Source organism: Bacillus sp. NPDC060175 (assembly GCF_042728695.1).
GTDB lineage: Bacteria > Bacillota > Bacilli > Bacillales > Bacillaceae_G > Bacillus_A.
Map to the genome: position 1 here is coordinate 34,952 of NZ_JBHWYR010000010.1, position 24,883 is coordinate 59,834.

At 35.7% G+C, this 24,883-nt stretch carries 26 protein-coding genes, 2 pseudogenes and 1 riboswitch; of the genes and pseudogenes, 19 read left to right on the forward strand and 9 right to left on the reverse strand.

What is annotated here, in order from left to right:
* Positions 1-31: 31 nt before the first annotated feature.
* From ACFWDE_RS07855 to ACFWDE_RS07895, 9 genes and pseudogenes are all read left to right on the forward strand, one after another.
* Positions 32-368 (forward strand): annotated as a pseudogene (locus tag ACFWDE_RS07855) (outer surface protein).
* A 17-nt stretch (positions 369-385) separates the two neighbouring features.
* Positions 386-1,249, forward strand: coding sequence for a MurR/RpiR family transcriptional regulator (locus ACFWDE_RS07860; RefSeq protein ID WP_377891307.1), 864 nt, complete (start codon positions 386-388; stop codon positions 1,247-1,249).
* Between the two features lie 156 nt (positions 1,250-1,405).
* The gene (murQ, locus tag ACFWDE_RS07865; protein ID WP_377891309.1) at positions 1,406-2,290 is read left to right on the forward strand and encodes an N-acetylmuramic acid 6-phosphate etherase; all 885 of its coding nucleotides are present in this window, start codon (positions 1,406-1,408) and stop codon (positions 2,288-2,290) included.
* Positions 2,291-2,313: 23 nt separating this feature from the next.
* On the forward strand, positions 2,314-3,678 hold the full coding sequence (locus tag ACFWDE_RS07870; RefSeq protein WP_219917248.1) for a PTS transporter subunit EIIC: 1,365 nt from the start codon (positions 2,314-2,316) through the stop codon (positions 3,676-3,678).
* A 51-nt stretch (positions 3,679-3,729) separates the two neighbouring features.
* On the forward strand, positions 3,730-4,803 hold the full coding sequence (locus ACFWDE_RS07875; protein ID WP_377891312.1) for a DUF871 domain-containing protein: 1,074 nt from the start codon (positions 3,730-3,732) through the stop codon (positions 4,801-4,803).
* Between the two features lie 153 nt (positions 4,804-4,956).
* Positions 4,957-5,361: a DoxX family protein gene (locus ACFWDE_RS07880; RefSeq protein WP_001077751.1), complete on the forward strand. Its 405-nt coding sequence runs from the start codon at positions 4,957-4,959 to the stop codon at positions 5,359-5,361.
* Positions 5,362-5,543: 182 nt separating this feature from the next.
* Entirely contained in the window at positions 5,544-6,344 is an 801-nt protein-coding gene (locus ACFWDE_RS07885) for an MBL fold metallo-hydrolase (RefSeq protein WP_377891314.1), read from the forward strand.
* On the forward strand, positions 6,344-6,748 hold the full coding sequence (locus tag ACFWDE_RS07890) for a nuclear transport factor 2 family protein (RefSeq protein ID WP_377891316.1): 405 nt from the start codon (positions 6,344-6,346) through the stop codon (positions 6,746-6,748). Before ACFWDE_RS07885 ends, ACFWDE_RS07890 begins: the two co-directional genes overlap by 1 nt.
* Positions 6,749-6,836: 88 nt before the next feature.
* On the forward strand, positions 6,837-7,319 hold the full coding sequence (locus ACFWDE_RS07895) for a PRK06770 family protein (protein ID WP_377891318.1): 483 nt from the start codon (positions 6,837-6,839) through the stop codon (positions 7,317-7,319).
* A gap of 34 nt (positions 7,320-7,353) precedes the next feature.
* On the opposite strand, the gene ACFWDE_RS07900 is transcribed toward ACFWDE_RS07895, so the two are convergent.
* On the reverse strand, positions 7,354-8,265 hold the full coding sequence (locus ACFWDE_RS07900; protein ID WP_377891320.1) for a DMT family transporter: 912 nt from the start codon (positions 8,263-8,265) through the stop codon (positions 7,354-7,356).
* Positions 8,266-8,470: 205 nt separating this feature from the next.
* Between ACFWDE_RS07900 and ACFWDE_RS07905 the strand changes: the two genes are divergently transcribed.
* Positions 8,471-8,965, forward strand: coding sequence for an Lrp/AsnC family transcriptional regulator (locus tag ACFWDE_RS07905; protein ID WP_128855706.1), 495 nt, complete (start codon positions 8,471-8,473; stop codon positions 8,963-8,965).
* Positions 8,966-9,022: 57 nt separating this feature from the next.
* Positions 9,023-9,178, forward strand: a pseudogene (locus tag ACFWDE_RS07910) (GNAT family N-acetyltransferase); the annotation flags it as partial.
* An 80-nt stretch (positions 9,179-9,258) separates the two neighbouring features.
* Here ACFWDE_RS07910 and ACFWDE_RS07915 read toward each other — a convergent pair.
* Positions 9,259-10,029: an SDR family NAD(P)-dependent oxidoreductase gene (locus tag ACFWDE_RS07915; RefSeq protein WP_377891323.1), complete on the reverse strand. Its 771-nt coding sequence runs from the start codon at positions 10,027-10,029 to the stop codon at positions 9,259-9,261.
* 292 nt (positions 10,030-10,321) lie between these two features.
* Here ACFWDE_RS07915 and ACFWDE_RS07920 point away from each other — a divergent pair, with 292 nt between their 5' ends.
* The 5 genes from ACFWDE_RS07920 (at position 10,322) to ACFWDE_RS07940 (ending at position 13,977) form a co-directional block, all read left to right on the forward strand.
* Positions 10,322-10,681: a MerR family transcriptional regulator gene (locus ACFWDE_RS07920; protein ID WP_377891326.1), complete on the forward strand. Its 360-nt coding sequence runs from the start codon at positions 10,322-10,324 to the stop codon at positions 10,679-10,681.
* A 491-nt stretch (positions 10,682-11,172) separates the two neighbouring features.
* Positions 11,173-11,529, forward strand: coding sequence for a DMT family transporter (locus tag ACFWDE_RS07925; RefSeq protein ID WP_000790622.1), 357 nt, complete (start codon positions 11,173-11,175; stop codon positions 11,527-11,529).
* A 2-nt stretch (positions 11,530-11,531) separates the two neighbouring features.
* Positions 11,532-11,846 carry a DMT family transporter gene (locus tag ACFWDE_RS07930; RefSeq protein WP_002150343.1) on the forward strand — a complete coding sequence of 105 codons (315 nt, stop codon included), beginning with the start codon at positions 11,532-11,534 and terminating at the stop codon, positions 11,844-11,846.
* A 138-nt stretch (positions 11,847-11,984) separates the two neighbouring features.
* The gene (locus ACFWDE_RS07935; protein ID WP_219917256.1) at positions 11,985-12,563 is read left to right on the forward strand and encodes a TetR/AcrR family transcriptional regulator; all 579 of its coding nucleotides are present in this window, start codon (positions 11,985-11,987) and stop codon (positions 12,561-12,563) included.
* A 211-nt stretch (positions 12,564-12,774) separates the two neighbouring features.
* On the forward strand, positions 12,775-13,977 hold the full coding sequence (locus ACFWDE_RS07940; RefSeq protein WP_377891329.1) for an MFS transporter: 1,203 nt from the start codon (positions 12,775-12,777) through the stop codon (positions 13,975-13,977).
* A gap of 33 nt (positions 13,978-14,010) precedes the next feature.
* On the opposite strand, the gene ACFWDE_RS07945 is transcribed toward ACFWDE_RS07940, so the two are convergent.
* Positions 14,011-14,349, reverse strand: coding sequence for a winged helix-turn-helix transcriptional regulator (locus ACFWDE_RS07945; RefSeq protein ID WP_001059473.1), 339 nt, complete (start codon positions 14,347-14,349; stop codon positions 14,011-14,013).
* 169 nt (positions 14,350-14,518) lie between these two features.
* Here ACFWDE_RS07945 and ACFWDE_RS07950 point away from each other — a divergent pair, with 169 nt between their 5' ends.
* A complete protein-coding gene (locus tag ACFWDE_RS07950; protein ID WP_264540151.1) occupies positions 14,519-15,058 on the forward strand; it encodes an ester cyclase in 540 nt (179 codons plus the stop codon).
* 23 nt (positions 15,059-15,081) lie between these two features.
* Positions 15,082-15,630, forward strand: a complete 549-nt coding sequence (locus ACFWDE_RS07955) for an NAD(P)H-dependent oxidoreductase (RefSeq protein WP_219917259.1) — start codon at positions 15,082-15,084, stop codon at positions 15,628-15,630.
* A gap of 254 nt (positions 15,631-15,884) precedes the next feature.
* On the opposite strand, the gene ACFWDE_RS07960 is transcribed toward ACFWDE_RS07955, so the two are convergent.
* Both ACFWDE_RS07960 and ACFWDE_RS07965 read right to left on the reverse strand, forming a co-directional pair.
* Entirely contained in the window at positions 15,885-16,403 is a 519-nt protein-coding gene (locus tag ACFWDE_RS07960) for a general stress protein (protein ID WP_219917260.1), read from the reverse strand.
* A 32-nt stretch (positions 16,404-16,435) separates the two neighbouring features.
* Complete coding sequence (locus tag ACFWDE_RS07965) at positions 16,436-18,175, reverse strand: SgrR family transcriptional regulator (RefSeq protein WP_377891334.1); 1,740 nt, start codon at positions 18,173-18,175, stop codon at positions 16,436-16,438.
* A gap of 106 nt (positions 18,176-18,281) precedes the next feature.
* On the opposite strand from ACFWDE_RS07965, the gene ACFWDE_RS07970 reads away from it, so the two are divergent.
* Entirely contained in the window at positions 18,282-19,544 is a 1,263-nt protein-coding gene (locus tag ACFWDE_RS07970) for an MDR family MFS transporter (protein WP_377891336.1), read from the forward strand.
* Between the two features lie 51 nt (positions 19,545-19,595).
* Here ACFWDE_RS07970 and ACFWDE_RS07975 read toward each other — a convergent pair whose 3' ends face one another.
* The 4 genes from ACFWDE_RS07975 to gapN form a co-directional block, all read right to left on the reverse strand.
* On the reverse strand, positions 19,596-19,799 hold the full coding sequence (locus ACFWDE_RS07975; protein WP_219917263.1) for a hypothetical protein: 204 nt from the start codon (positions 19,797-19,799) through the stop codon (positions 19,596-19,598).
* Positions 19,800-20,100: 301 nt separating this feature from the next.
* Positions 20,101-21,300: an ABC transporter permease gene (locus ACFWDE_RS07980; RefSeq protein ID WP_377891339.1), complete on the reverse strand. Its 1,200-nt coding sequence runs from the start codon at positions 21,298-21,300 to the stop codon at positions 20,101-20,103.
* 60 nt (positions 21,301-21,360) lie between these two features.
* Positions 21,361-22,785, reverse strand: coding sequence for an amino acid permease (locus tag ACFWDE_RS07985; protein ID WP_377891342.1), 1,425 nt, complete (start codon positions 22,783-22,785; stop codon positions 21,361-21,363).
* A gap of 146 nt (positions 22,786-22,931) precedes the next feature.
* Positions 22,932-23,113, reverse strand: a riboswitch (Lysine riboswitch).
* A gap of 179 nt (positions 23,114-23,292) precedes the next feature.
* Entirely contained in the window at positions 23,293-24,732 is a 1,440-nt protein-coding gene (gapN, locus tag ACFWDE_RS07990; protein WP_002150320.1) for an NADP-dependent glyceraldehyde-3-phosphate dehydrogenase, read from the reverse strand.
* Positions 24,733-24,883: the final 151 nt, after the last annotated feature.

A 24,883-nucleotide genomic window follows, 5' to 3' on the forward strand; every position in this document is an offset into this window, starting at 1 on the left:
TATGTATGTGATATGACAAGGAGAGGGAAGTGTGAAGATTACAAAGGGGAAAGTTATAGGTGTAATCATACTTATTGCACTATGTATACCATTTACTGCATGGAAAGAGTCAAAAGTGAAAAATTTTCCAGTTTCTATTTTTTCTTCCTATGTAGAAGACGAAAACCCGAAAGACTATAAGTACACTGCTTTTGTACCTGACTTTGCAATTTGGATACATGGATGGGAAAAACAGCGATCTGAAGGTGAAATAACGTCATATAAAAAAGGGGATCGAACTGTAATTGTTCACCATCCACCATCCACCTGGCAATGATGGTTTTTATCTATATGATACAAATGATATTAGAGAATATACGCAACCGTAAGAAGTGGAGGTTAAATAGTGAAAGCTTCAACATTACTATTTAAAATTGAAAATAATATGGATCAATTTTCACCAGCTGAAAAGAAGGTTGCCATGTACATAATGGAGAACGCAGAGATTGTTCCAAATTTAACGACAAAAGAAGTGTCTACAAATGCGGGATCGAGTGAGGCGAGTGTTGTACGTTTTTGTAAAACAATCGGTGTTGGAAGCTTTAAAGCATTTAAGATAGCGCTCGTTCGTGAATTAACAATTGTTGATTATAATATTAACGATTTTTCAGTGATGAATACAGAAGATGGACCGTACGATTTGTTTAATAAAGTTACATATGTGAATAAAGCTGCAATTGAGGCGAGTGTTACTGCGATAGATAAGAAGGAACTTGAGAAAGCTGCAGATAGTATTGTAAATGCTAATAAAATCATATTTTATGGTGTAGGTGGATCAGCTACACCGGCGATGGACGGAGCTTATAAATTTACTAGGCTTGGATTTACTGCGATGATGCTATCTGATTTTCATATGATGTTGCCACTCGTAACGAATTTAAAAGAAGGAGATATATTTGTGGCGATTTCAACTTCTGGGCGGACGAAAGATGTGCTCGAAATGGCGCAATATGCGAAGAAGCGAGGAGCTACAGTTATTGCGATTACGAAGCTAGATCAATCATCTCCTTTATATAAAGCTGCAGACATTCACCTTTGTATGCCGGATGTAGAGCAAGATCATCGCATTGCGAGTATTGCTTCGAGAATGACACAACTGAATATGATTGATGCTTTATATGTGATTACTTTTAATCGTATTGGTAATAAAGTGTTGGATCAATTTATGGAGACGCGAGAAGAAGCGTTGCGGTTACGGAAGTTAAAGTAGAAGAAAAGATGAGGAGACTCATCTTTTTTTATTATCTTTGACACAAATATGTCATTTTGTGAAATTTTATTTCATAAAATAAGAAAGAGTTATTGATTTTTAGTTTCTTAAAGTTATAATAAAAGTGTGAAATATAATTTCAAAGAGGGTGGCAATATGTTAGAAAATTTATCGACAGAACACCGTAATGAGAAAACGACGAATCTAGATGAGATGGGTATAAAAGAAGTGTTACAAAGTATGAATGAAGAAGATCGAACGGTTGCGTTAGCAGTTGAAAAAGAGATAGAACAAATTCAAAAGGTAGTACAGACTGTTATTAAATCTTTTGAAGAAGAGGGCCGATTAATTTATATTGGGGCTGGTACGAGTGGCCGTTTAGGTATTTTAGATGCGGTTGAATGTCCACCGACATTTGGAACGGATGATAAAATGGTGCAAGGATTTATAGCAGGTGGATTGAAAGCGTTTACTAAGGCGGTAGAAGGTGCCGAAGATCGCGAAGAGTTAGCAGAAGAAGATTTGAAAAGTATTGGATTAAACGAGAAAGATACAGTGATTGGTATTGCCGCAAGTGGTAGAACCCCTTACGTAATTGGCGGATTGAAATACGCACATAGTGTGGGAGCTAGTACGGCGAGTATTTCTTGTAATAAAAATGCTGAAATAAGTAAGTATGCAAAACTCAATGTAGAAGTGGAGACAGGCGCAGAAATATTAACAGGCTCAACACGTTTGAAGGCTGGTACAGCGCAAAAATTAGTGCTTAATATGATTTCAACAGCGTCAATGATTGGTGTAGGAAAAGTATATAAAAATTTAATGGTAGATGTTCAATCTACGAATGAAAAGTTAGTAGAACGATCAAAACGAATTATTGTGGAAGCAACTGGCGCTAGTTATGAAGTAGCTACAGAGTATTATGAGAAAGCAAATCGAAATGTGAAAGTTGCAATCGTTATGATATTACTACAGTGTGAATATGGGGAAGCACTAGAAAAATTAAAAGCGGCGAAAGGATTTGTGAAGAAGGCACTTTAAACTATGGGGAGGGGGATTCTGTTATGAAGAAAGAAGAGATAATGGCCAGTAGGATTACGGAGCAACTTGGGGGAGTACAAAATATTCGTGGCATTGCTCATTGTATGACGAGGTTACGATTAACGCTTCATGATGAAAGTAAAGTGAACATGGACCTTTTGAAAAAGGTTGAAGGCGTTATGGGCGTCATTGAAGATGAAACGCTTCAAGTTGTTGTTGGTCCAGGAACGGTAAATAAAGTAGCAGCTGAAATGGAAGTTTTAACAGGATTACGAATTGGTGAGGTTGCAGATCATCATCTTGAAGATATTGGTCAAGAGATTAAATCAGAGATGAAGAAGAAAAATAATACACCAGTGAAGAACTTTTTACGAAAAATAGGTAACATTTTTATTCCGTTAATACCTGGTCTTGTTGCATCAGGAATTATAAACGGAGTTGCTAACTTCGCGAAAAACGCAGGTGCTGATCCGAATGCTACATGGCTACAAATGTTACTACTTATTGGCGGCGGTATCTTTACATTTTTAGGGATTTTAGTCGGTTGGAATACAGCGAAAGAATTTGGCGGGACACCAGTTCTTGGAGCGATTGCTGGTATTTTAATTTTTAATCCGGCGATGGCAAATGTGAAATTATTTGGTGAAGCAATGGTACCTGGCCGGGGCGGATTGTTTGCAGTTATTTTTGCAGCATGGCTTATGGTAGTAGTTGAGAGAAGAGTACGAAAAGCAGTGCCGAATGCAGTAGATATTATTGTAACACCGCTTATTACTGTATTAGCTGTAAGTATAGTAACGATGTTAGCGATCCAGCCAGCAGCGGGATTCTTATCTGATGGTATTACGAGCGGTATTAACGCAATTTTAAATGTTGGCGGAGCATTTGCGGGAGCTGTGCTTGCAGGAACATTTTTACCTCTCGTTATGGTCGGATTACATCATGGTTTAACACCAATTCATATGGAATTCATTAATCAAACACATGTAACACCTTTATTACCAGTACTCGCAATGGCTGGCGCTGGGCAAGTAGGAGCAGCGATTGCGATTTATGTAAAAACAAAAAATAAACGACTTCGTAATGTGATTAAAGGTGGATTGCCAGTTGGATTTTTAGGAATTGGCGAACCGTTATTATATGGGGTTACATTACCACTTGGGAAACCATTTATTACTGCTTGTTTAGGAGCGGCTGTCGGTGGGGCATTCCAGGCAGTAATGAAAACGGCTTCACTCGGAATCGGTGTATCAGGATTATCTTTAATTCCGTTAATTGCTGATAATAAATATTTATTATATTTCTTAGGGTTAGTGATTGCATATACTTTCGGATTTATCTTTACGTACTTCTTCGGCTTTAAAGAAGAAATGGCAGAAAACATATAGAGAAAGGGATTCCTTTCTCTTTTTTTTATATTAGTAGAAGGAGAGATTTATATGTTAGGAATTTCAATTTATCTTTCAAAAGAGCGAGTAGAGAAACAAGAAGAATGGTTAAAAATGGGGAGGGAGAACGGTTTTTCATCTATTTTTACATCTCTTCACATTCCAGAAGATGATCCGAATACGTATAAAGAATTAATACAAATACTTGGGAAACAAGCGCTGAAGTATGGAATGGAATTAATGGTCGATGTCTCTCCGAAATCTTTACATCATTTGGGAATAACGTATGAAAATGTGGAAGAGTTAGTAGAGTGGGGCATTACTGGTTTGCGAATGGATTACGGTATTGCACCAAAAGAAATTGCGCTCGTATCTTATAAAATGAAAGTGGCTTTAAATGCGAGTACGATTACAGAATCATTTTGGAAAGAGTTACTTGCGGAAAATATACGAGTAGATCGTGTAGAAGCGTGGCATAATTTTTACCCGCGTCCAGAAACGGGACTAGCAAAGTCCTTCTTACAAAAACAAAATCAATATTTACAGGAGCGCGGAATAAAAACGATGGCATTTATTCCAGGAGATGGGGAAAAACGTGGCCCGCTATATGAAGGATTACCGACTTTGGAAAAACATCGACATATGCGCCCGCTTGAGGCGTATTTAGAGCTTGTTCAAGAGTGCAATGTTGATAAAGTGTTAATTGGAGATATAAGCGGAAGTCTCGAAAGTGTACAAGAAATCGCGAGCGCGAGTAGAGGGATTATTCCGGTGCGGTATGAGTCATTTATAAATGAAAGTGAAGTATTAAAAGTGGTAGAGCAAGTGCATACAAATAGATTAGATCCAGCACGTGACGTAATTCGTTCTGTAGAATCGCGAGAAGAAAATAAAGTGATTTTACAGCCAATGAATACAATTTCAAGAAAGAGAGGCAGCATTACAATTGATAATGAATTGTACGGTAGATATGCTGGTGAAATGCAAATTGTTATAAATGATTTGCCTGAAAACGAGAAAGTGAATGTTGTTGGAATGGTGATTGAAGAAGATGTGTCTTTATCGTCTTATATAGGTGCTGGAAAAAAGTTTCAACTTTTTCTGTGCGATAGAGTAAAAGCTTGAATTAGCGCTATTTTGTAAAAGACATTATTCGTAAAACGGATAATGTTTTTTGTTTTCTGTAAAAAAAGCATTTGACGAATGAACCGAAATACCGTATTGTTTTGTCTTGTGAATAAATGTTCATCATAACAAAACAAATAAGGAGAGTTCAGAATGAATCAATATATTGGTAATTTAATTATTCGTATCGTGTTAGGAGTTACGTTTTTTGCACACGGTTTAGCAAAGTTTCAATCAGGTATCGATAACGTAGCAGGGTGGTTTACAAGCATCGGCTTACCAGGTGGTCTTGCATACGGCGTAGCAACAGTTGAATTAGTAGGTGGTATATTATTAATCATCGGTTTAGGTGTACGATATGTAGGATTGTTATTCGCTCTTATTTTGGCTGGAGCTATCGTAAAGGTAAATGGAGCAGCAGGATTATTAGGAGATGGAAAGAATCCAGGATATGAATTAGATCTTGCATTATTATCAATGGGTGCGTATTTATTCGTTGTAAAAGCAGAAGGATATGTAGATCGTTTCTTAAAAGAGAAAGTAATGAAAACGAAGTAAATTTCATTTTTTTAGTGTTGACTTGACGACTTGATGTAACTATAATGATTACATCAAGTCGGTTAGTGATAAAATGATTCATATATTTTTTTATCCTAGATGTAACTAAAGTAGTTACATCTAGGATAAAGCTTAAAGAATAAAGGAATATAAAAGAGTAAATGAAAAGTGGAGGAAATAACATGTCAAAATTACATTTAGAGGTTTTTACAGGATCTGGGCAAGCATTTCAAGTTACATCCACAATTGTATACGGAGAAAAAGATGCAATTCTTATCGATGCACAATTTTTATTAAGTGATGCGCATCGTTTAGCAGCTCAAATTATTGAAACAGGAAAGAATTTAACTCATATTTATGTGACTCATTTCCATCCAGATCACTATTTTGGATTAAATGTATTACATGAAGCATTTCCAGAAGCGAAAATTGTAGCGTTGCGAAATACAGTAGAAGATATTCGCAATACGTTTGAAAAGAAAGTGGAACAATGGAAACCGTCTATTGGGCATAATGTTCCTCATCAGCCAATTGTTCCAGAAGTGTTAGAGGGAGATAAGCTTACGTTAGAGGGAAATGACTTAATCATTAAAGGTGGTCTACAAGGTGATACACCTAATAATAGTTACGTATGGATTCCGTCATTAAAAGCAGTAGTTACAGGAGATATCGTGTATAACAATACTTTCGCATGGACGTTAGAAACAGATGCTGAAGCTCGTCATAAATGGTTAGAAACATTAAGTGAAATTGAAAATCTTCATCCGGAAATTGTTGTAGCTGGACATCGTGATTATGATGCACCAAATACAGCAGATGCGATTAAGCATACTCGTAAATATTTAGTAGCATTTGATGAAGTTCTTGCAGGAAATCCTTCAAGTGAAGAAATTCAAACGGCAATAAAGGAACGATTCCCACACGTTAAAGCGTTAGAAATTGGACTTGTTTTAGCGGCAAACGCATTTGGGGTGAAAAAATAATGGTACAAAAAACAAATTTAGAAATTGTTAGAAGCACATATGAAGGACCATCTTCTTCAAATGCAAAACATTTAGCAGAAGCTCTCTCTGAAAAAGTAGAGTGGACAGAGGCAGAAGGTTTCCCGTACGGTGGAACGTATATTGGTGTAGAAGCAGTAATGGAAAATGTATTTAGCCGTTTAGGATCAGAATGGGATAATTATAAAGCGAGTGTAAATACGTATCATGAAGTAAACGGAAAAGATGTAATCATTGCTGAAGGTGTTTACTCAGGAGTTTATAAAGAGACGGGAAAATCCTTTGAAGCAGACTTTGTTCACGTATGGAAACTTGAGAATGGAAAAATCGTGAAGTTTAAGCAATATGTGGATAGTTATATTGTACGAGAAGCGATGAAGGCTTAAAATAAAATAAGGAAACAAATGGAATCGACTATGTGCAGGCGATTCCATTTGTTTATGTAATTATTAGGGGGAATGGGGAGTACATAATATGAAAAAATGGATTATAGGGACAATTACAATGATTGTAATTGCGATAGGAGCTGTATTCGGTGTTACTAAACTTCTTAATTATATAGAAGAAGAGGAGAAGAGTCTTAAAGCACAAAATGTAATGGGGCAACAAGGGAAGAAAGCAAAGGAAGAGAAGCAACAAGCTAGTGAAGATGAAATTATTTCTACAATGCATAGGATGGTACATCAAAAAGTGAAATCCTCTGAAAAATGGGGATTTATTGAAATGACAAATAAGGAAATTCGTAGTGCGAAGAACGCAATAGAAAGCAGTACAAATTTTAAACATAAATCAAAGTTACTTTCTACTTTGGAGCGTTGGGAGAAAGGAGACTTTTCACAAACGGTTGAGGAGCATAACTTTTTGTGGGAAATTCAAGGTGGTGATACCGGAAAGGCAACAGAACGTTTATCGCCAGAAGAAGAAAAACAGTATGTGAAAGAAATGAAAGGTAAATAAAAAGCATCGCCACTCTGGTGGCGATGTTTTTTCATTAAGAATGCTTTCGCACTAAAGTTCTAGTTGGCTGAGAAGCAACGGTTTTAAAATGAGAAAATAAATAACATCCTGTCACGACGATAATTGTCCCGAAAATTTGAATCCATGTTAGTTCTTCTCCGAGGAAAATAAATGCTAAAATAGCTGTGAAAATTGGATTGAAATTTAGAAAAATACCCGATGTAGTAGCTCCTAATTTCTGTACACCAATGTTCCAAAATACCATACAAAGGACCGTTGAAACGAGTCCTGTATATAAAAGTGATGTTATGAAGGAAGAATTAATATTGGAAACAGTGAAGTTGCCTATGTTAAATGGGAGTAATAATAGAACGCCGAAAATACCAGAATATAATGTCGCCATTAGTGGTGTAACTGTTTTTGTCGCCCATTTACTGCAAACAGAATAAATGCCCCAAATAAAAACTGCTGCAATCATCCATAAATCTCCGCTATTAAAATGTAGTGAAAATAAAAGAGCGAAATTTCCTTTTAAAAGAACGAGGATGACCCCGAAAAATGAAAGAATCATAGAAAGAATTTGAAGTGTATTTACTTTTTCTTTTAGAAATAGCACAGAAAATAATGCAATCGAAATAGCGTTCAATGTAGAAATAAGACCTACATTCGTTGCGGATGTTTTTTCTAGTGCTAAAAATTGAAAAATGTTGAAAAGAGCGACGCCTGTAATTCCCATAATTACTAATGGGATTATAGCAGCACGCGGTGGAATAACTTTCTTCTCTTTAAACCATACGAGTGGTAATAAACAAACAATCGCAATCATCCATCTTAAACTTGTCAGTGTCATCGGAGACGCATGATCGACAAGTGATTTCCCAACGACAAAATTTCCTCCCCATAATAAGCTCGTTAATAATAATAAAAAGACGTAAAAATAAGGCATGCTAAAAACCCCTTTATTGAAATAAGAATGAACTGTAAATAATTTTAGCATTTTTCTTTATTATCTAATATATTCTTTTGTATAATGGTTAAAACTCAATAAAATGTTTTGTTAGAAATCTTATTTGCAGAAAAACATTCAGTTTTATATAAGTTATGAGATGTTTCTTCGAATAATCGTCGGTAAGAAAAAAGGGGGGATTTTGATGGAGTCATCTGTTATTAAGGTGCTAGATGATTTGGATATACAAATTTTAGATATATTACAAAAGGAGTCGCAAGTAAGCAATGCGGAACTTGCACGCCGCGTTAATCTATCACCGGCTGCTATGCATGCAAGAATAAAAAGGTTAGATGGGGAAGGTTTCATTGATAAGCAAGTGGCGATCTTAAATCAAGAAAAGCTTGGATTTGATCTATTATGCTTCATTTTTATGAGCACAAATATTCATCAGTCTGAAAAGCTTGAAGTGCTAGAAAGAGAATTAGAATCTATGCCGGAAGTGCTAGAATGTCACTGTTTAACAGGAGAGTATGATTATTTATTAAAAGTGGCGAATCGTGATCGGAAAGAGCTTGAGCAGTTTATTAGAAAGTTAAATAAGCTCGGTATTACACGGATACAAACGAGTTTAGCACTGCGTGAAATTAAATATTCGACGGTATTGCCGATACGAAATGAGGAACCAAGCATCGATTAGATTGCTTGGTTTTTTGTTTTTGTAAAATTCAGAAAAAGTAATCGATGGGGAGAAGAGGTGGTTGTATTAACATATGAAACGGAATTCTTTCAAAAGTGCGGGTTTGATTTTGTGAATAAAGAAGCGTTGCCAGAGAAAGTGTGGATTGATTGCAGACATTGCCCAAAGTTTGATTATTGTGATGAAGTGGCGATGATTAGGTATGTTGGGTGAAATTTTTAGAGAGAGAAAAAAAGCCCACTATTATTTAAGAAATAGTGAGCATCTATATTTTAGTCAGAAATGAGATGTTGTTAAGAATTTGAATTTGTTTTTCTTACTGCAAAATTAAAAATGGGATTTTTAAGCTCATAGTTATAAGTAGAACCATCGACAAGCCCTACAACTTTATCGCTATCATAAAGGTCGAGCATAAATTGTGCCATTTGTTTTGCAGTGTGGAATTTTGGTACAACATTATCGTATTGGAATTCATCAATATCAAATGAGCGTTTCGCGAACTCTGTTTCAGTTGCACCAGGAGCTAAAACTTTTGCTTGTAATTTTGCACCTTGTTCTTTCAGTTCGTGAGATAATCCTTCTGTAAATGCACTTACATAGAATTTCGTAGCGCAATACGTAACAGCATTAGCGACAATGGTATATCCACCGCCCGATGAAACGTTAATAAGCTGTGTTCCATCAATCATTGAATAATCTCGAACGAAAAGAGAAGATAGTATTGTTAGTGCTTCTATATTTACATGCAACATCGTTTCTATTTTGTTTAAATTTTGTTCAGCAATTGAGGCGAAATTACCAAAACCTGCGTTGTTAATCCACGTTTCAATCTGGAAACTTTGTAGACTTTCATAAAGTTTATAAACATTTTCCGTGACGGATAAATCAGTTTTTCGAATGACAACATCCAACTCCGGATGCATTTCATTAATTTTTAATTTTAATCCGTTTAATTCTTCTTGTCTTCGAGCTACAAGTATTAAATTTTTTCCGCGAGATGCAAAGACTAAAGCTGATTCATAGCCAATTCCAGAACTAGCACCAGTAATAACAGTATATTTCATATAAAAGCCTCCTAAATTCAAATTATTTTATTATGGTTAAATTGTATTTGTTAGAGTATACTCTAAGTCAAATGTTTTTTATAAAGTGAAACTTTAATCAGTGGGGGATTCATCCCCCACTGATTATTAGCCTTCACCAATCGGGCGTTTACGGGCAGCCCGACTCCCACCTTGCTTCTTTGCTCCAGTCGAATTTTGAGGTGGGAGTTTTACTGCTCGGCAAATAGCGGGATAAATTTGATAAGAGCGCAAAATATATGAGGGTAAATGGTATGCGGAGGGGGTTTTTAGTATGTACACAATTAGCGAGGTAGCTAAATTATTAGGAGTGAGCACACATACATTACGTTATTATGAAAAGGAGAATATATTAATTGCAAATCGCGATGCAAATGGGAATAGATTGTATGAAGAGTCACATATAAAGTGGTTGCAGTTTGTAATGAAGTTAAAACAAACACAAATGCCGATAGCAAAAATAAGAGAATACGCTAGATTATATACAGAAGGAGAGCATACAACGGAAGCTCGTTTACAACTTTTAGAAGATCATAAAAAATCTATTCGAACTCAAAGAGAAAACTTAGAAATTACAGAGAAGATGCTCGAAAATAAAATTATTGCATACAAAGACTCGTTGGAAAGTAAATAGCGTACAAAATATTTCGTTCTTTGTTGCATGTTGAAAAGGGAGTACAGGTCTTTGTTTTGGAATTTATCTATGAGTATTTTATTATAATGTGCCGATAAATTAAAAAAGAGCAGTTAGCTAAAAGCAACTGCTCAATTCAAAGGGATCTCCAAGGGGGAATGGAGAAAATATTTTGTTACTACCATTATTGACAGATTATTAAGAAATATACATGTGGATTTGAGAAATTTAAAATATTTTTTGGTTAATAGAATCCGGGTGTTGACACTTTATCAATTGGTCATGTAGAATGTTTATGAATGACATTCAGTCATTTTTTCTGTGAAAGGGTGTAGATAAGCAACTTTTATATGTAGTTAGCTTAATAACGGAACAAATATAAGGATAAATGAGGATGATATTGGTTTTTTAAATAGTAGTTAGAGTGAGATTATATTTTTTAAATTAAAAATGACTGACGGTCAGTCAGTAAATAATAGAAGGTGAGAGATATGAAAAATAAAGCTTGGTTATATGTGATACTAACATGTATCTTTGAAATATTTTGGGTGTTCGGTTTTAATACAGCTCATACTTGGTGGCATTGGGTCATTATTGTAGGAGTTATTGCTGTTGATTTTCATTTTCTTTCTAAAGCGTGCGAACATCTTGCAACAGGGACTGTATATGCTGTGTTTGCCGGAGCTGGTACGGTAGGTACTTTCTTAATGGATGTATTCCTTTTCGGCGGCAGTTTCAGTGTAGGAAAACTATTCTTTATCGTGATGGTCGTGGCGGGTGTTATCGGTTTAAAACTGGCTGATAATAAAGAAGAAACCGCGGAAGAAATTGTGAAAGGAGCTGCTTAAAAATGGGTTGGATTTTCGTATTTTTTGCTGCAATTAGTGAAATAGTCGGTGTGATAGGCCTTAAAATGTATAGTAAAGATAAGACGCTAGCAAATGGAGCGATTTATATAGGTGGATTTGCAACTTCCTTCGCATTCTTATACACTTCTTTCTTGTTCTTACAAGTAAGTGTGGCTTATGCGGTTTGGATTGGCATTGGAACAGCAGGCGCAGTTTTATTAAATATGTTTCTGTTTGGTGAATCGAAAAGTAAGGCGCGTTTGATTAGCGTAGCTCTTATCGTATGTGGAGTTACGGGATTAAAGGCCCTTTCATAAGAAAAGGATATTAAAGTTAAATCTCCTAACGATTTGTTGGGGGATTTTTATTATGAAAAGTGCACTATGATTGACAGTACAGCTAGTTATTTTATAAAATGAGTGACAGTCATTCAATACGCGTGTGAAAGGGTTTAGATGATGAATAAAAAAGAAAAAATTGTCTATGCAGCTATTGAAGTGTTTCAGGAAAAGGGCGTTGAAAAAACGAAGATTTCTGATATCGTGAAATTGGCTGGCATTGCACAAGGAACTTTCTATTTATATTTTCCTTCTAAGTTATCTGTTATGCCTGCAATAGCAGAAGTGATGGTTGAGAAGATGATACTTGCAGTGAAAGAAAAAGTACAGAACGATGCAGCTTTTTCAAGTAAAGTTGAGCAAGTAATAGATGCAGTATTTAACTTTATAGCTGAATATCGTGAAATACAGGCATTAATGTATGCGGGCCTTGCATCTACTGAACATATAAAAGAATGGGAAGCTGTGTATGAGCCTCTTTATATGTGGCTAAGCGAATTTTTAAGCGAGGCAAAAGAAGCTGGTGAAATTCGTGATTCGGTTCACGCAGAGCGAACAGCCAAGTTATTTATCGCTCTTGTTGAATCAGCAGCGGAACAAGTTTATTTATACGATCATAAAGATGATGAGCAAGTCGAGCTACAAAAGGCAGAAGTATTAGATTTTTTAACACATGCACTACATATAAAGAAATAGTAAGATGAACCTGTCTGAAAAGGTAGGTTCATTTCTGCGAAAAACTGAATGATAGTCATTCACCGTGTGTTTATGTATGTGTGGAAGGATAAAGTGAAACTTTAATGAGTGGGGGCATCTCCACTCATTATTAGCCCACAAATAGCAGGATAAAGAAAAAGCTTCTTGGGCATTATTTTTGAGAGGAACTTACGGGAAGAGGTGTTAAAAAGTGAAGAAACCGATAAAAGAACAAAAGATGGTATTGATCATTCTTTTGAGTAATATATTTATCGCTTTTTTAGGGATTGGATTAATCATTCCGGTTATGCCATCCTTTATGAATGATATGAATTTAACAGGAAAGACGATGGGCTATCTCGTTGCAGTATTTGCAATGGCTCAGCTTATTACTTCACCTATTACGGGTCGTTGGGTCGATCTTTATGGTAGGAAGAAAATGATAATCATTGGATTATTTATTTTTGGTGTTTCAGAGCTGCTTTTTGGATTAGGAAAAGATGTGTGGATGCTTTATGCAGCGAGGGTGTTAGGCGGAATTAGTGCTGCGTTTATTATGCCGGGTGTTACGGCATATGTTGCTGATATTACCTCTATGGGGGAACGTCCAAAGGCGATGGGATATCTTTCAGCGGCTATTAGCACTGGATTTATTATAGGGCCTGGAATCGGCGGGTTTATTGCAGAATACGGAATACGTGTGCCTTTCTTTGTGGCAGCAGTGATTGCTTTTGTCGCATGCGTGATTTCTATATTTATTTTGAAAGAGCCGTTAACGAAAGAAGAACTTGCAGAGATTTCCGCTAATACGAAAGAATCAAGTTTTATCGGGGATTTAAAGAAATCATTAAATCCAATGTATGCAATCGCATTTATTATTGTATTTGTACTCGCATTTGGATTATCAGCATATGAAACTGTTTTTAGCCTGTTCTCTGATCATAAATTTGGTTTCACACCGAAAGATATTGCTGCCATTATTACAATTAGCTCAATCTTTGGGGTAGTTGTGCAAGTATTTATGTTTGGCAAATTGGTTGATATGTTCGGTGAGAAAGTATTAATTCAAATATGTTTAATTGTAGGTGCAGTATTAGCATTCGTCTCAACTGTAGTCTTTAATTATTGGATTGTACTTCTCGTTACTTGTTTTATTTTCTTAGCATTTGATTTACTTCGTCCAGCTTTAACGACATTTTTATCAAAAGCAGCTGGAAAAGAGCAAGGATTCGTTGCTGGTATGAACTCAACGTATACGAGTTTAGGAAATATCGCAGGACCAGCGATGGGCGGAATATTATTTGATATAAACATTAATTATCCATATGCATTTTCAGGTGTTGTTTTAATCGTTGGTCTCGGCATTACATTTATGTGGAGAGAGAAACAGCTAGCTCAAAGTTTCGCGAAGTAATAAAGCCCCTTACCGTTGTAAGGGGTTTTTGTTTTACAAACTTAATCCAAACCGCTTTAATTCAATAAATATCCCCTCTAATTGCTTTCCTTTATCCGTTAATGTGTATTCTACACGAGGCGGAACTTCTGGATATACTTTTCTCGTTATAATCCCTTGTGCTTCTAATTCTTTTAGGCGAAGTGACAATGTTTTCGGACTAATCCCATCCATTGATTTTTGTAAATCACTAAACCGTAATGTCCCTTCGATAAGAAGGTCACGAATAATTAAAAATGTCCATTTTGTACTAATTACGTCAAGCGTTTTAGCGATAGGACATGGGATTCCAGGTAAGCCTTTCGTTAATACAACCGGATCTATATTGTTCATGGAACTAGCCTCCATAAAAAAAAATTGAATGAATTTGCTTTATAGTATCACAAAACTATCCTTTTGGTAACTATATGAAAAAAATATCACTACTTCCATAAAGGAAGTTAGTGCATATACAATAGCAATACGAAATACAAAGGGTTTGTATGAGGAGGAGGTGATTTCCATGGGTATAAAAAAGTTGTTTGCGTTCCTTAGTTTTTTTGTCATTTGTATTGTGCTTGTAGCATGTAGTGGTGAGCAAAAAACTGAAATTCAGTTATTAAAGGAAATGCCGAAGCCAAAAGCAATGACAATTGATCCTTCATTAAGTAAAAAGGAAGCGACAGAAATCGTCCATGCAGTTCAGCGTTTTTACACATTTTGGGATACAGGTAAAGAGGAACTTATTCCGCAGACTGTTACTGAAAATTTTACCGATAATACATTGCCAAAAGGCCGTCCACAAGGTACTGAAGGCTTAAAATTTGCGGCGCAAAATTTTCGTAAAGTCGTTCCTGATATACATTGTGAGATTGAAGATTTATTAGTTGTTGGAGATAAAGTAACAGCTCGTCTTTCTTTTACAGGAACGCATAATGATAAGAAAATCAATTTTTTTGCAATTGATATTTTGCATGTGAAAGACGGAAAGATAACGGAAGATTGGCATTTAGAAGATAATCTTACGCTGAAGCAGCAACTGGGCTTAATAGCTGAAGAGTAGATCAAATAGGGGAGAGAAAAGCGATGAAAAATATTTTTATTATAAATGGACATGAGAAATACGGTACGAAAGAAGGACGATTAAATAAAACGTTAGTTGATTATATGGTAACGGTATTAAGCGAGAATCATCATGTGAAAACAACAACGATTCAAGATGGATATAGTATTAAAGAAGAACAAGAGAAGTTTTTATGGGCCGATGTTGTGGTTTATCAAACACCAATTTACTGGTTTAGTGTACCGGGATTATTTAAAACATATATGGATGAAGTATATGAATACGGCTTGTTTTTTGAAGGTGCGAATGAATACGGAACAGGTGGTTTACTAAAAGAGAAGCGGTATATGTTTTCTACAACTTGGAATGCACCTGAAAAAGCATTTGGAGATAAGACGAAGTTTTTTGAAGGAGCAAGTTTAGAATCAACGCTTAGTCATTTACACCGTGTGCAGAAGTTTCTCGGTATGAGTCTGTTAAAGAGTTTTGCTTGTTATGATGTGGTGAAGAATCCTAATATAGAGCAATACTTATTAAACTTGAAAAATCATTTGGATGAAGTAATTAAATAATAGTTTGCATCCTTGTGCGCAAGAAGGTTCATCTTTAAAAATATAAAAGAAGGTACTACTAAGAGTGTAGTACCTTCTTTTGCATTCGTGAAAATCGCTTCGTTTTTATTGGCTTAAAGTCTTCATAAGCGGAATCTAATATTTTATCCCGCTATTTGCCGTGCAGTAAAACTCCCACCTCAAAATTCGGCTGGAGCAAAGAGGCTAGGTGGGAGTCGGGCTACCCGTAAACCCCCACTGATCATAGTTTCACTTTATGAAATACGTTGAAAATCTTTACTCATACAGGACTGTTTTAGTTTTTTTGATTTTATCAAATATTTAATATCAGAGGTGTTATCATATGAAAGCTGAATATGATAATAGTTAATATACTCAAATAATGCAAAAACATAAACGAATAGGGCGAATGATAGCCCGCCCAAAGGTAATTGGGGATACCAAATTAAAAAATCGATAATAAACATAATAAGTCCTGTGATAATCAATCCTATATTAAACTTTTTTAGTATTTTTAAATATTGAATAATCCAAATAGGTGTAACAGATGTTTTTTCTTTTTTTAATCTTTTCCACTTTACGTACCAGTAAGCAGTTCCTTGTAGTAAGAGAAACTCTAAAAGAAGAAACGAGACCCAAAAAGAGTATAGGGAATATAGATATAGTGTAGGATAAGCATAATTAAGTAAGTAACTTGTAAAAATAAAAGTAATGACTGAAAATAATTCACCTGTATATAGATAGGAAAGCCTTTTTTCTAGGTTGCTTTTCATGGTTCTTCTCCTTTTATAAAAAACTTTGCATTTTAACGCAGGGATGGCTGTATCCATAACTTCGCAAAATTCGCCCAACCGAATGAATCAATTGTTACGTTTTTTAAAGCAGAAGGATATGTTTTTCTTTTTAAAACGTGATAGTTAAATAAAATAATGTATTCAGTTTGTAAAAACTCTTCAATCTCATACATGAGTTCATAGCGCTTTTCTTTACTTTCTTCTAATAGGAATGTATCTAGTAAGCAATTAATTTGTTTTTCATAGTGCGGATCCATGAATCGACTTATAAAACAACTTTTATTTTTAAATACATTTAAAAATGCAATTTCATGCTCGGTAGCAAAAACTTCTCCCATGAAAATAATATCAGCGTGTTTATCGATAGAACGATCCATATAATCTGAAACGAGAAATGGATGGAGTTCTACTTGTATACCTAAACTATCACAACATTCTTTTAGGAAGTTTGCGTCGTTTGCACTATCTTTAAATGCGAAGAAGTAAATATGTATCGTTTCGCCATTATAGGTGCTCTTTTTCAAATACTCTTTCGCTTTTTCTAAAGAGTAGGACCTATTAGGAGCTTGGCGGCTTCTTTCAGGAAAGAAGCTTGATGCTGTGATTGTTCGATTTCCTTCTAAATCACGGAGGATCGTTTCAACGTCATATATTTCTCTCCAAGCTTTACGAAAGTAAATATCGTGATGTGGACCAGGTTTTGTAAAGTTGAAGCTAGCGTAAATACAACCTATTTCTTCTATTTGTATATTGTGTCTTTCGTTTTCCTTTTCATTTGGTAGTTCATAATCAGCATCAATTTGCACATGATCTGGAATACGCCAAAACTCAATGCGGTCTAGTAACGCACGTTCTTTAAAATAATGGGTAAAAGCTTCAAGCACGATATTATCTTCAGAGTAATGAGTAAGTTTGAAAGGCCCAGTACCTATGTAATGATAATTTTGGATACTCGCATCATGCGGTAAAATTGCGAGTTGCATGGAACTTACATAATGTAAGAAAAATAAATTCGGTTTTGCTAAATGGAATCGTATTTGTAGTGGTGACGGTGTTTCAATTTGAACAATTTCTTCTGTTAACCATTCGAAAGGAGATTGAATTTGCTTTAATCTTTCAAATGAAAATTGCACATCTGTAGAAGTTAAAACCGTTTCATTATGAAAATGTATATCTTTTCGTAAATAGAACGTCCATGTAAGCTGGTCTTCACTTAATTCCCACGTATGAGCAATGTGTGGTTCCATTTTTTCGGTAACATCGTTATAAACGACTAATGTATCAAAAATTTGACTAGTAAGATGGCTCTCTGTTGTGACAGCCGCAAAAGCCGGATCTAGCGGCATTACTTTTCGTGATATGGGGATTTTTAATATATCGTACATATCATTTGAAGGTTCATAGCCAAAATGATGATGGAGTTTATTTTCTATCTTTTTTTGAAGTGCAAGAGGAAGGGGCTCTTTTAAAAGAAGAAAGACATCTTTTAATTTTTCTTGGATTAACAGTTCATCTGTATAGAATTCAATCGCTTCTACTAAACTATGTATAAATAGAATTTCTGTTTTATTTCCGCGACCACGCCCTGGTGTCCACTTAATGAATTGTTCCTCACTCATTTTCTTTAATAAAATCTTCACGTTTTTCGTACTGCAATATAAAACATCCGCTAATTCTTGTAAGCTATTTCGTATATGTTGTTGGTCTTGTGCATGTAATCTCAGTCTAATGTAATAGTCCATAATCTTCATACGTGTACACTTCCTTCTTTATAAAAGGGGAAACTCTTTAGAATATTCTAACCTTTTTCTTCCTTTTTTTCAAAGTAAAATGAATAAGCATAAGGAGGGGGAAACGATGGGGTTTTGGAGTATGCATCGAAATATAAAAATTAGAATTATAACTTCGTTTTTAACACGTACTGTGTCCACGATGATTTTTCCATTTATGGCGATTTATTTTTCAATAAAGTTAGGTAGTGCGATTGCGGGTGCTTTACTATTAATTAATGTAATAGCTTCATTAATAATTGGTTTATACGGCGGGTATATTGGCGATCGACTTGGGCGTAAAAAAGTAATGATTATCGGTCAAAGTATACAAGTTGTTTCTATTGCTTGTATGGGAATTGCGAACTCAGATTATGTAGATTCACCGTGGCTAACATTTGTATTTATGCTAGTGAACAGCTTAGGATCTGGGCTTATGAATCCAGCGACCGAGGCGATGTTAATAGATGTGAGTACACCTGAAAATCGAAAAATCATGTACAGCATTAACTACTGGGCTATTAACTTATCCATTGCAATTGGAGCGATATTTGGTGGGCTACTTTTTGAAAACTATAGATTACAATTGTTTATCGTATTAACGGTTGTTGCGATCATTACTTTATATGTGATGGCTGTATATATGGAAGAAGTGTATGTGGCTCGGAAAACAGAAGAGAAGAAAAATGTATTAAGAGATATGGCGGATAGTTATAAAGTTGTTATGAAAGACCGGGCGTTTTTAATTTTTTGTGCAGCGAGTATATGTACATTATCGTTAGAATTTCAAATTAATAATTATTTAGGAATACGTTTGCAGAAGGAATTTGAAACGGTGCACTTTTTCTTTGGTAATGGTTTTACGTTTGATTTAACGGGGATTCGAATGCTGAGCTGGATTTCAGCAGAGAATACAATTTTAATTGTTTTATGTTCAGCGCTTCTTATTAAAATGCTGAAAAGCTTCAACGATTTAAAAATCTTATATGTAGGGTTATTCATTTATACAATTGGATTTACAATACTCGGAACGAGCAATAGCTTATGGATTTTATTAATTGCTGGGCTTTTTCAAACGGTAGGAGAGATAATGTATGTGCCAGTTCGTCAATCTATTATGGCGGATATGGTGCCGGATGAGGCAAGAGGTTCTTATATGGCGATTAACGGAATGGTCTTTCAATTTGCAAAAATGAATGGGGCATTAGGAGTTATGTTAGGTTCATTAATTGCATCTTGGGGCATGAGTGCTCTGTACTTTATTGTTGGTATGAGCAGTATTTTATTATTTATGAAGGCGATAGAGAAAGAGAAGTATCAGGATGAAAGGAATGTTTCTCAGATTGGGTAAACTATATAAAAAGCGAACCAGTTATACTGAGGATCGCTTTTTATATCATTTTTAAAATGGATCAACTTCAGCTAAATCAGGATTGGCATTTGGATTTGTTAATAAGTTTTTCAGCTCACCTACTTCTGAGAGAGCGACGAGGATATAACCACTAATGAGGACGATGAGTCCGATGACCCGTAATGTTTGCAATTTAATGTCACGGCTATTTTCTTCTGAGTTGTTTTGGGGCGTTGAAGGCGGATTGTTGTTCATAATAGAGCTCCTATCTTTTTTATTTACCCCGCTATTTGCGGGCAGTAAGACTCCCACCTCAAAATTCGGCGAATGCGAGGAAGTTAGGTGGGAGATAATTGCCCGATTGGTGTGGGCTAATAATCAGTGGGGAATGGGTAAAACCCCCACTGATTAAAGTTTCACTTTATATGTGCGAAATCATTATTTAACGTATGGATAGGAATTGTATAGTCATTTTCACTATATGAGAAATGCCTACGAAAAGTGATTAGAAATTTTAGGACGAGAAAAGAGGCTGTTATGTGCAGCCTCTTTTTGGTTAAAATGAAGAAATGCGTTTCTTCGTTTTTGGTACAATAATAAACCTTATCCAAAGTACACCGATTACCATAATAATCAAAGCATGTAGTAATTGTCCTGTGGCAATGAGTATAACACTTGAAAATACAATGAGTTGAATGCTTAGCAATATAAAGATTAAGCGAAGAAATTGATTCATTCGTTTTTCAGTATCAATTGGATATAATGCTACGATAATATTTCCTGAAAAATATTTCCACAGAGAACGAAGTTGCATAGAAATCATATATAGGACGATATAAGCGATAGCGCCTTTTACGTATATGTTTGGTATAAAATATAAGGCGAAAGCACCGATCAACCCCAAGCGAATATATATACCGAAATAATCATTTCCACGTAAAAACGCTAGTGTATGTAAATAGAAGAAAGTTGCTCGTTTTTTATGTAATAAAGGTTCAATCCAATTGGTAAGCCATTTTCTTTTGTTTACTTGTTTTTTTAACTGCGGAACATCGGTGAAGATGCTAGCGAATTGATAAAAGCGTATGTCTATTTTTTCTTCTTGCTCGATTATGTATTCCCACGGTATTCGTTTTGTGGGTTGTTTTTTCGTATATAGAAGTAGGAAAGCAAGAAGTAAGAGTACTCCGCCTAATACGATCACATTTGCTGTATAAAACAGCATGTAAATGATAAGTACGTTACAAGTAATACGAATGATAAGCCATATGCTTTTTTCATAACTATCACGCCATATCCAATGTATGTATATGTTCCAGCCTTTTAAAATCATTAAAACGATAAAGATTGTACATAAGAAAGGTACGGTCAATTGTAATGATTGCAGTGAAAGCGGTACGAGAATAAGGAACGTAAATATTAGCGGGAAAAGCTGAATGATGTAATTATATAGAAGAGATTTTTTGAAATAAGATGTTAATTTCTCTTCTAATGCAAGTAAATAGACAGCATCAGGTTGTTGAATAAATGTACGGATTGGGCATCTCGTTATAATAAATGTAAGTACGACCGTTATGAGTATTAAAGATATTCCTTTAGAAGGAGATGTTTTTAGAAACTGAGCATAATAGTATGCACCAACGCATGAAATAAAGATAAAGCTATATAGTAAACCGTTAATCATACGTGCAAAGTATGTAATGATATTTTGAATATGTTGTTGGAAGCGATTGCTCCATAATGATTCGATTGACATGTTTTTCACCTCTTTATTCTATTATATATGTTTTATAAAAGAAAAAACGAGCAAATTGCGTTACGCAACTTGCTCGTTTTTCTTTTCGTTATTTTTTTTCTGATCACGATTCATTAATGGATAGAAGGCAAAGCCGATTACGAATAAACCAATTCCGAGAAGGAATGTTTTTATATCGGACGCGCCTGTTTTAATAACCCATAACGCATAGCAAATTGCAATGACTGCGACCACACCATCTATAATTCTTGCCCGTAACTCATTTTTATAAGTTTCACCAGTTGCGACCAGTTTTAACTGGAAGATTGGTGAAACGAGATATGGAATGAGGTAGGCTAAAGTTGATACTGTAATAACGAATGTATAAGCTTCCGCAATGGTTCCAGATAGTGTTGAGAATAAGAACACTTGCGACATAATGTTTGTTAATCGTAGTGAATGAATTGGACTTCCTTTTTTATTTGTTTTTGCGAAGAAGGAAGGGAAGAAACCTTCTTTTGCTGCTTGATAAGGTACTTCTGAGCTTAATAAAATCCAGCCTAATATTGAACCGAATAGGGAAGTAAGAGCAAGTAATGCCATAAGTTTCCCGCCGCCGTGACCCATTGCAGCGTTTAATGCGTCTGCTAATGGACGTTCAGAAGCTTGTAATTTATCAACGTGAAGTACACCCATTGTTAAAATTGTAATTCCTAAATAAATTGCAACTGTTATTAATAAACCAGCAACAGTCGCGCGTTTTACCGTTTTGGGAGAAGTAGCTCGGTTGGATAAAAGAACCGCTGATTCAATCCCAATAAATGCCCAAAGCGTTGTAAGAGCCGCTAAATTTACTTGTGAAAGGAGACCGTGTGATACGCCTTCTTTATCGATCATTGGTGTGTACCATTGTCCAAACTTTGAAGCTTCGAATGCAAATAAAGTAACGACGATGAATAAAAGGAATCCAGTTACTTTCGTTGTTGTTGCTAAGAAGTTTAGTTTCCCAGCTCCGCTTACACCGTTTGTTAATATTAAATGAGTTCCCCAAAGTAAGACGGAACAAATAGTAAATGTAATGAGCTTTCCGACTTCTATATCGAACGAGCCGATTGAAAATAATAGTCGCGTATCTTTCATAATCGGGAAGAAGAGTGATAAATATCCCGCGAAAGATGTAATGATCGCAACGTTACTTGCCCAGTTTGCAACCCAATATCCCCACACCATGCTGAAACCAGCCATTTTTTTCTTTTTTGGTGATGAGAATAAAGCATATGCATGACTTTGTGGTCCCGTTGTTAAATCAGGACGACGAATTGCTAAATTACCGAAAACAAGAGCTAGCATTAAAACACCAAACCCTGTTGTGAGCCAAGCTAAAGTGACACCGAGTGGGCTTGCGGTTTGTGCTAACGTACTTGGCACCATGAAAATACCAGCGCCAACCATGTTACCAACAACGAAAGCTGTTAGTACCCAAAAGCCCCATTTTTTTTGTTGCATAGAAAATACCTCCAAAGTTAGTATAACCAAGTCAAGCGAGGAGATATGTATGTCTTCCTGATAAGGAAGAGAAGGTCCAAACAAAACAAAAAAAGCACGTAATTTGCCGCTACATGCTTTCTATCTTATAAGAAACCCACGACATACCTCTCGATAGCTCTCCACAAACGAAACGTTTGTGACAGTTCTGCACTTATTAAATGCAGACCCAGCAAGCGTGCATGGTGGACACGATTTACTTCGGCAATCATTCCTTTCTCATTTCTTCATCAATGCCACTACATCTCCTGAAATGATACTCTTAATGACTGCAACCTCTACCTCACCGAGATACGAATGAGGATTTATGTATTAAATTAACATGTTTAAGAGTAACAAATGTATTTTTATACGTCAATGGATATATTAATAATCAGATTATAGAGAAGAGTTTGTTATTGAGAATGAATAAGGTTTTGAAATAAAAAGAAGCTGATCTAAACATTAGATCAGCTTCCACATATAAGATTAAACGAAGTTTAATACAGTTACTTTTTCACGTGTCATAGACTCAAGGCTCTTACGAATACCTTGTGCGCCCATACCTGAACCTTTTACACCGATGAATGGGAAGTGGTCAGGGCCGCGCTCTGTGCGTCCGTTAATTTGAACAGAACCAGTTTCGATTTTGTTAGCAATTGCAAATGCTTTGTTAATGTCTTTTGTGAAGACACTTGCTTGCAGACCGAACTCTGATTTGTTAGCAATTTCAATTGCTTGTTCATCAGAAGAAACACGGATGATTGGAAGGATTGGGCCGAATGGCTCTTCCCAAGCAACTTTCATTTCTTCTGTTACGTGGTCGATTAATGTTGGATAAATTAAGTTACGCTCACGTTTGTTACCGATAACGATTGTTGCACCTTTTTCTACAGCGTCATCAACTAAACCTTGAACGAAGTCAGCAGATTTATCGTCGATTAATGGAACGATTGTGCTGTCTTGTTCTGGAGATCCAACTGATAATGTAGCTACTTGTTCTTTTAATAAGCTAACAAGCTCGTCCGCTACGTTTTCGTGTACAAGTACACGTTTAATAGCTGTACAACGTTGACCAGAGTAAGAGAATGCACCGCTTACGATATGATTTGCAGCATCTTGTAAGTCAGCATCTTCACGAACGATACCAGGGTCTTTACCACCAAGTTCTAATACAAGTGGAATCATTGCAGCTTTTTTCGCTAAGTGCTTACCTGTGTTTGTACCACCTGTGAACGATACCATATTGATGCCTTCGTGTTCTACTAAGTAGTCACCAATTACAGAACCGCGTCCAGTAGCTACGTTTACAAGACCTTTTGGAAGTCCAGCTTTATGAAGTGCTTCAACCATTTTAACACCGCTAATTGCACCTTGAGTTGCTGGTTTAAAGATAACAGCGTTACCCATCATTAATGCTGGTGCAAGTTTTGCAGCAGATAAGTTTACTGGGTAGTTAAATGGTGCGATTGCTAACACAACACCAAGTGGTGCGCGTTGAATGATCGCAAGTTTAGATTTCGTTCCGCCAGGGAAGCTATCGCCCATCATGCTTTCTCCGTGCATATGAAGAGCTTCTTCAATCGTGTAACGAATGAAGTCAGCTGTACGAACAACTTCTTTTTTCGCATCTTTATATCCTTTACCGACTTCTTTCATAATGATATCGGCAATTTCATCTTGCATATTTACGAGCTCATCAGCCCATTTATATAAATATTTTGCGCGATCTTGTAGAGAAGCTTCAGCCCATGATTTTTGAGCTTCTTTTGCAGATGCAATTGCTTCATCTACTTCTCCGCGAGTAATTGCTTGTACTTGACCAATTACTTCGTGTAAGTATGGAGATGGAATTTCAATTGTTTGACCTGAAGAGCTTTCTCTCCATTCTCCGTTTAAATAAAATTTGTACGTATTGCTAGTTGTCATGATTAGTCCTCCTAAAATAGCAACTTGTAAGAGTGAGTATAAGGTGATTGTAGGGGGTTTGATAACATTTTTCAAATGAAATGTTTGTGAAAACGATTTCTTATTCTTTTTTTATTTTGTATGCCCTTTCTTGCAGAATATTCCCTCATTT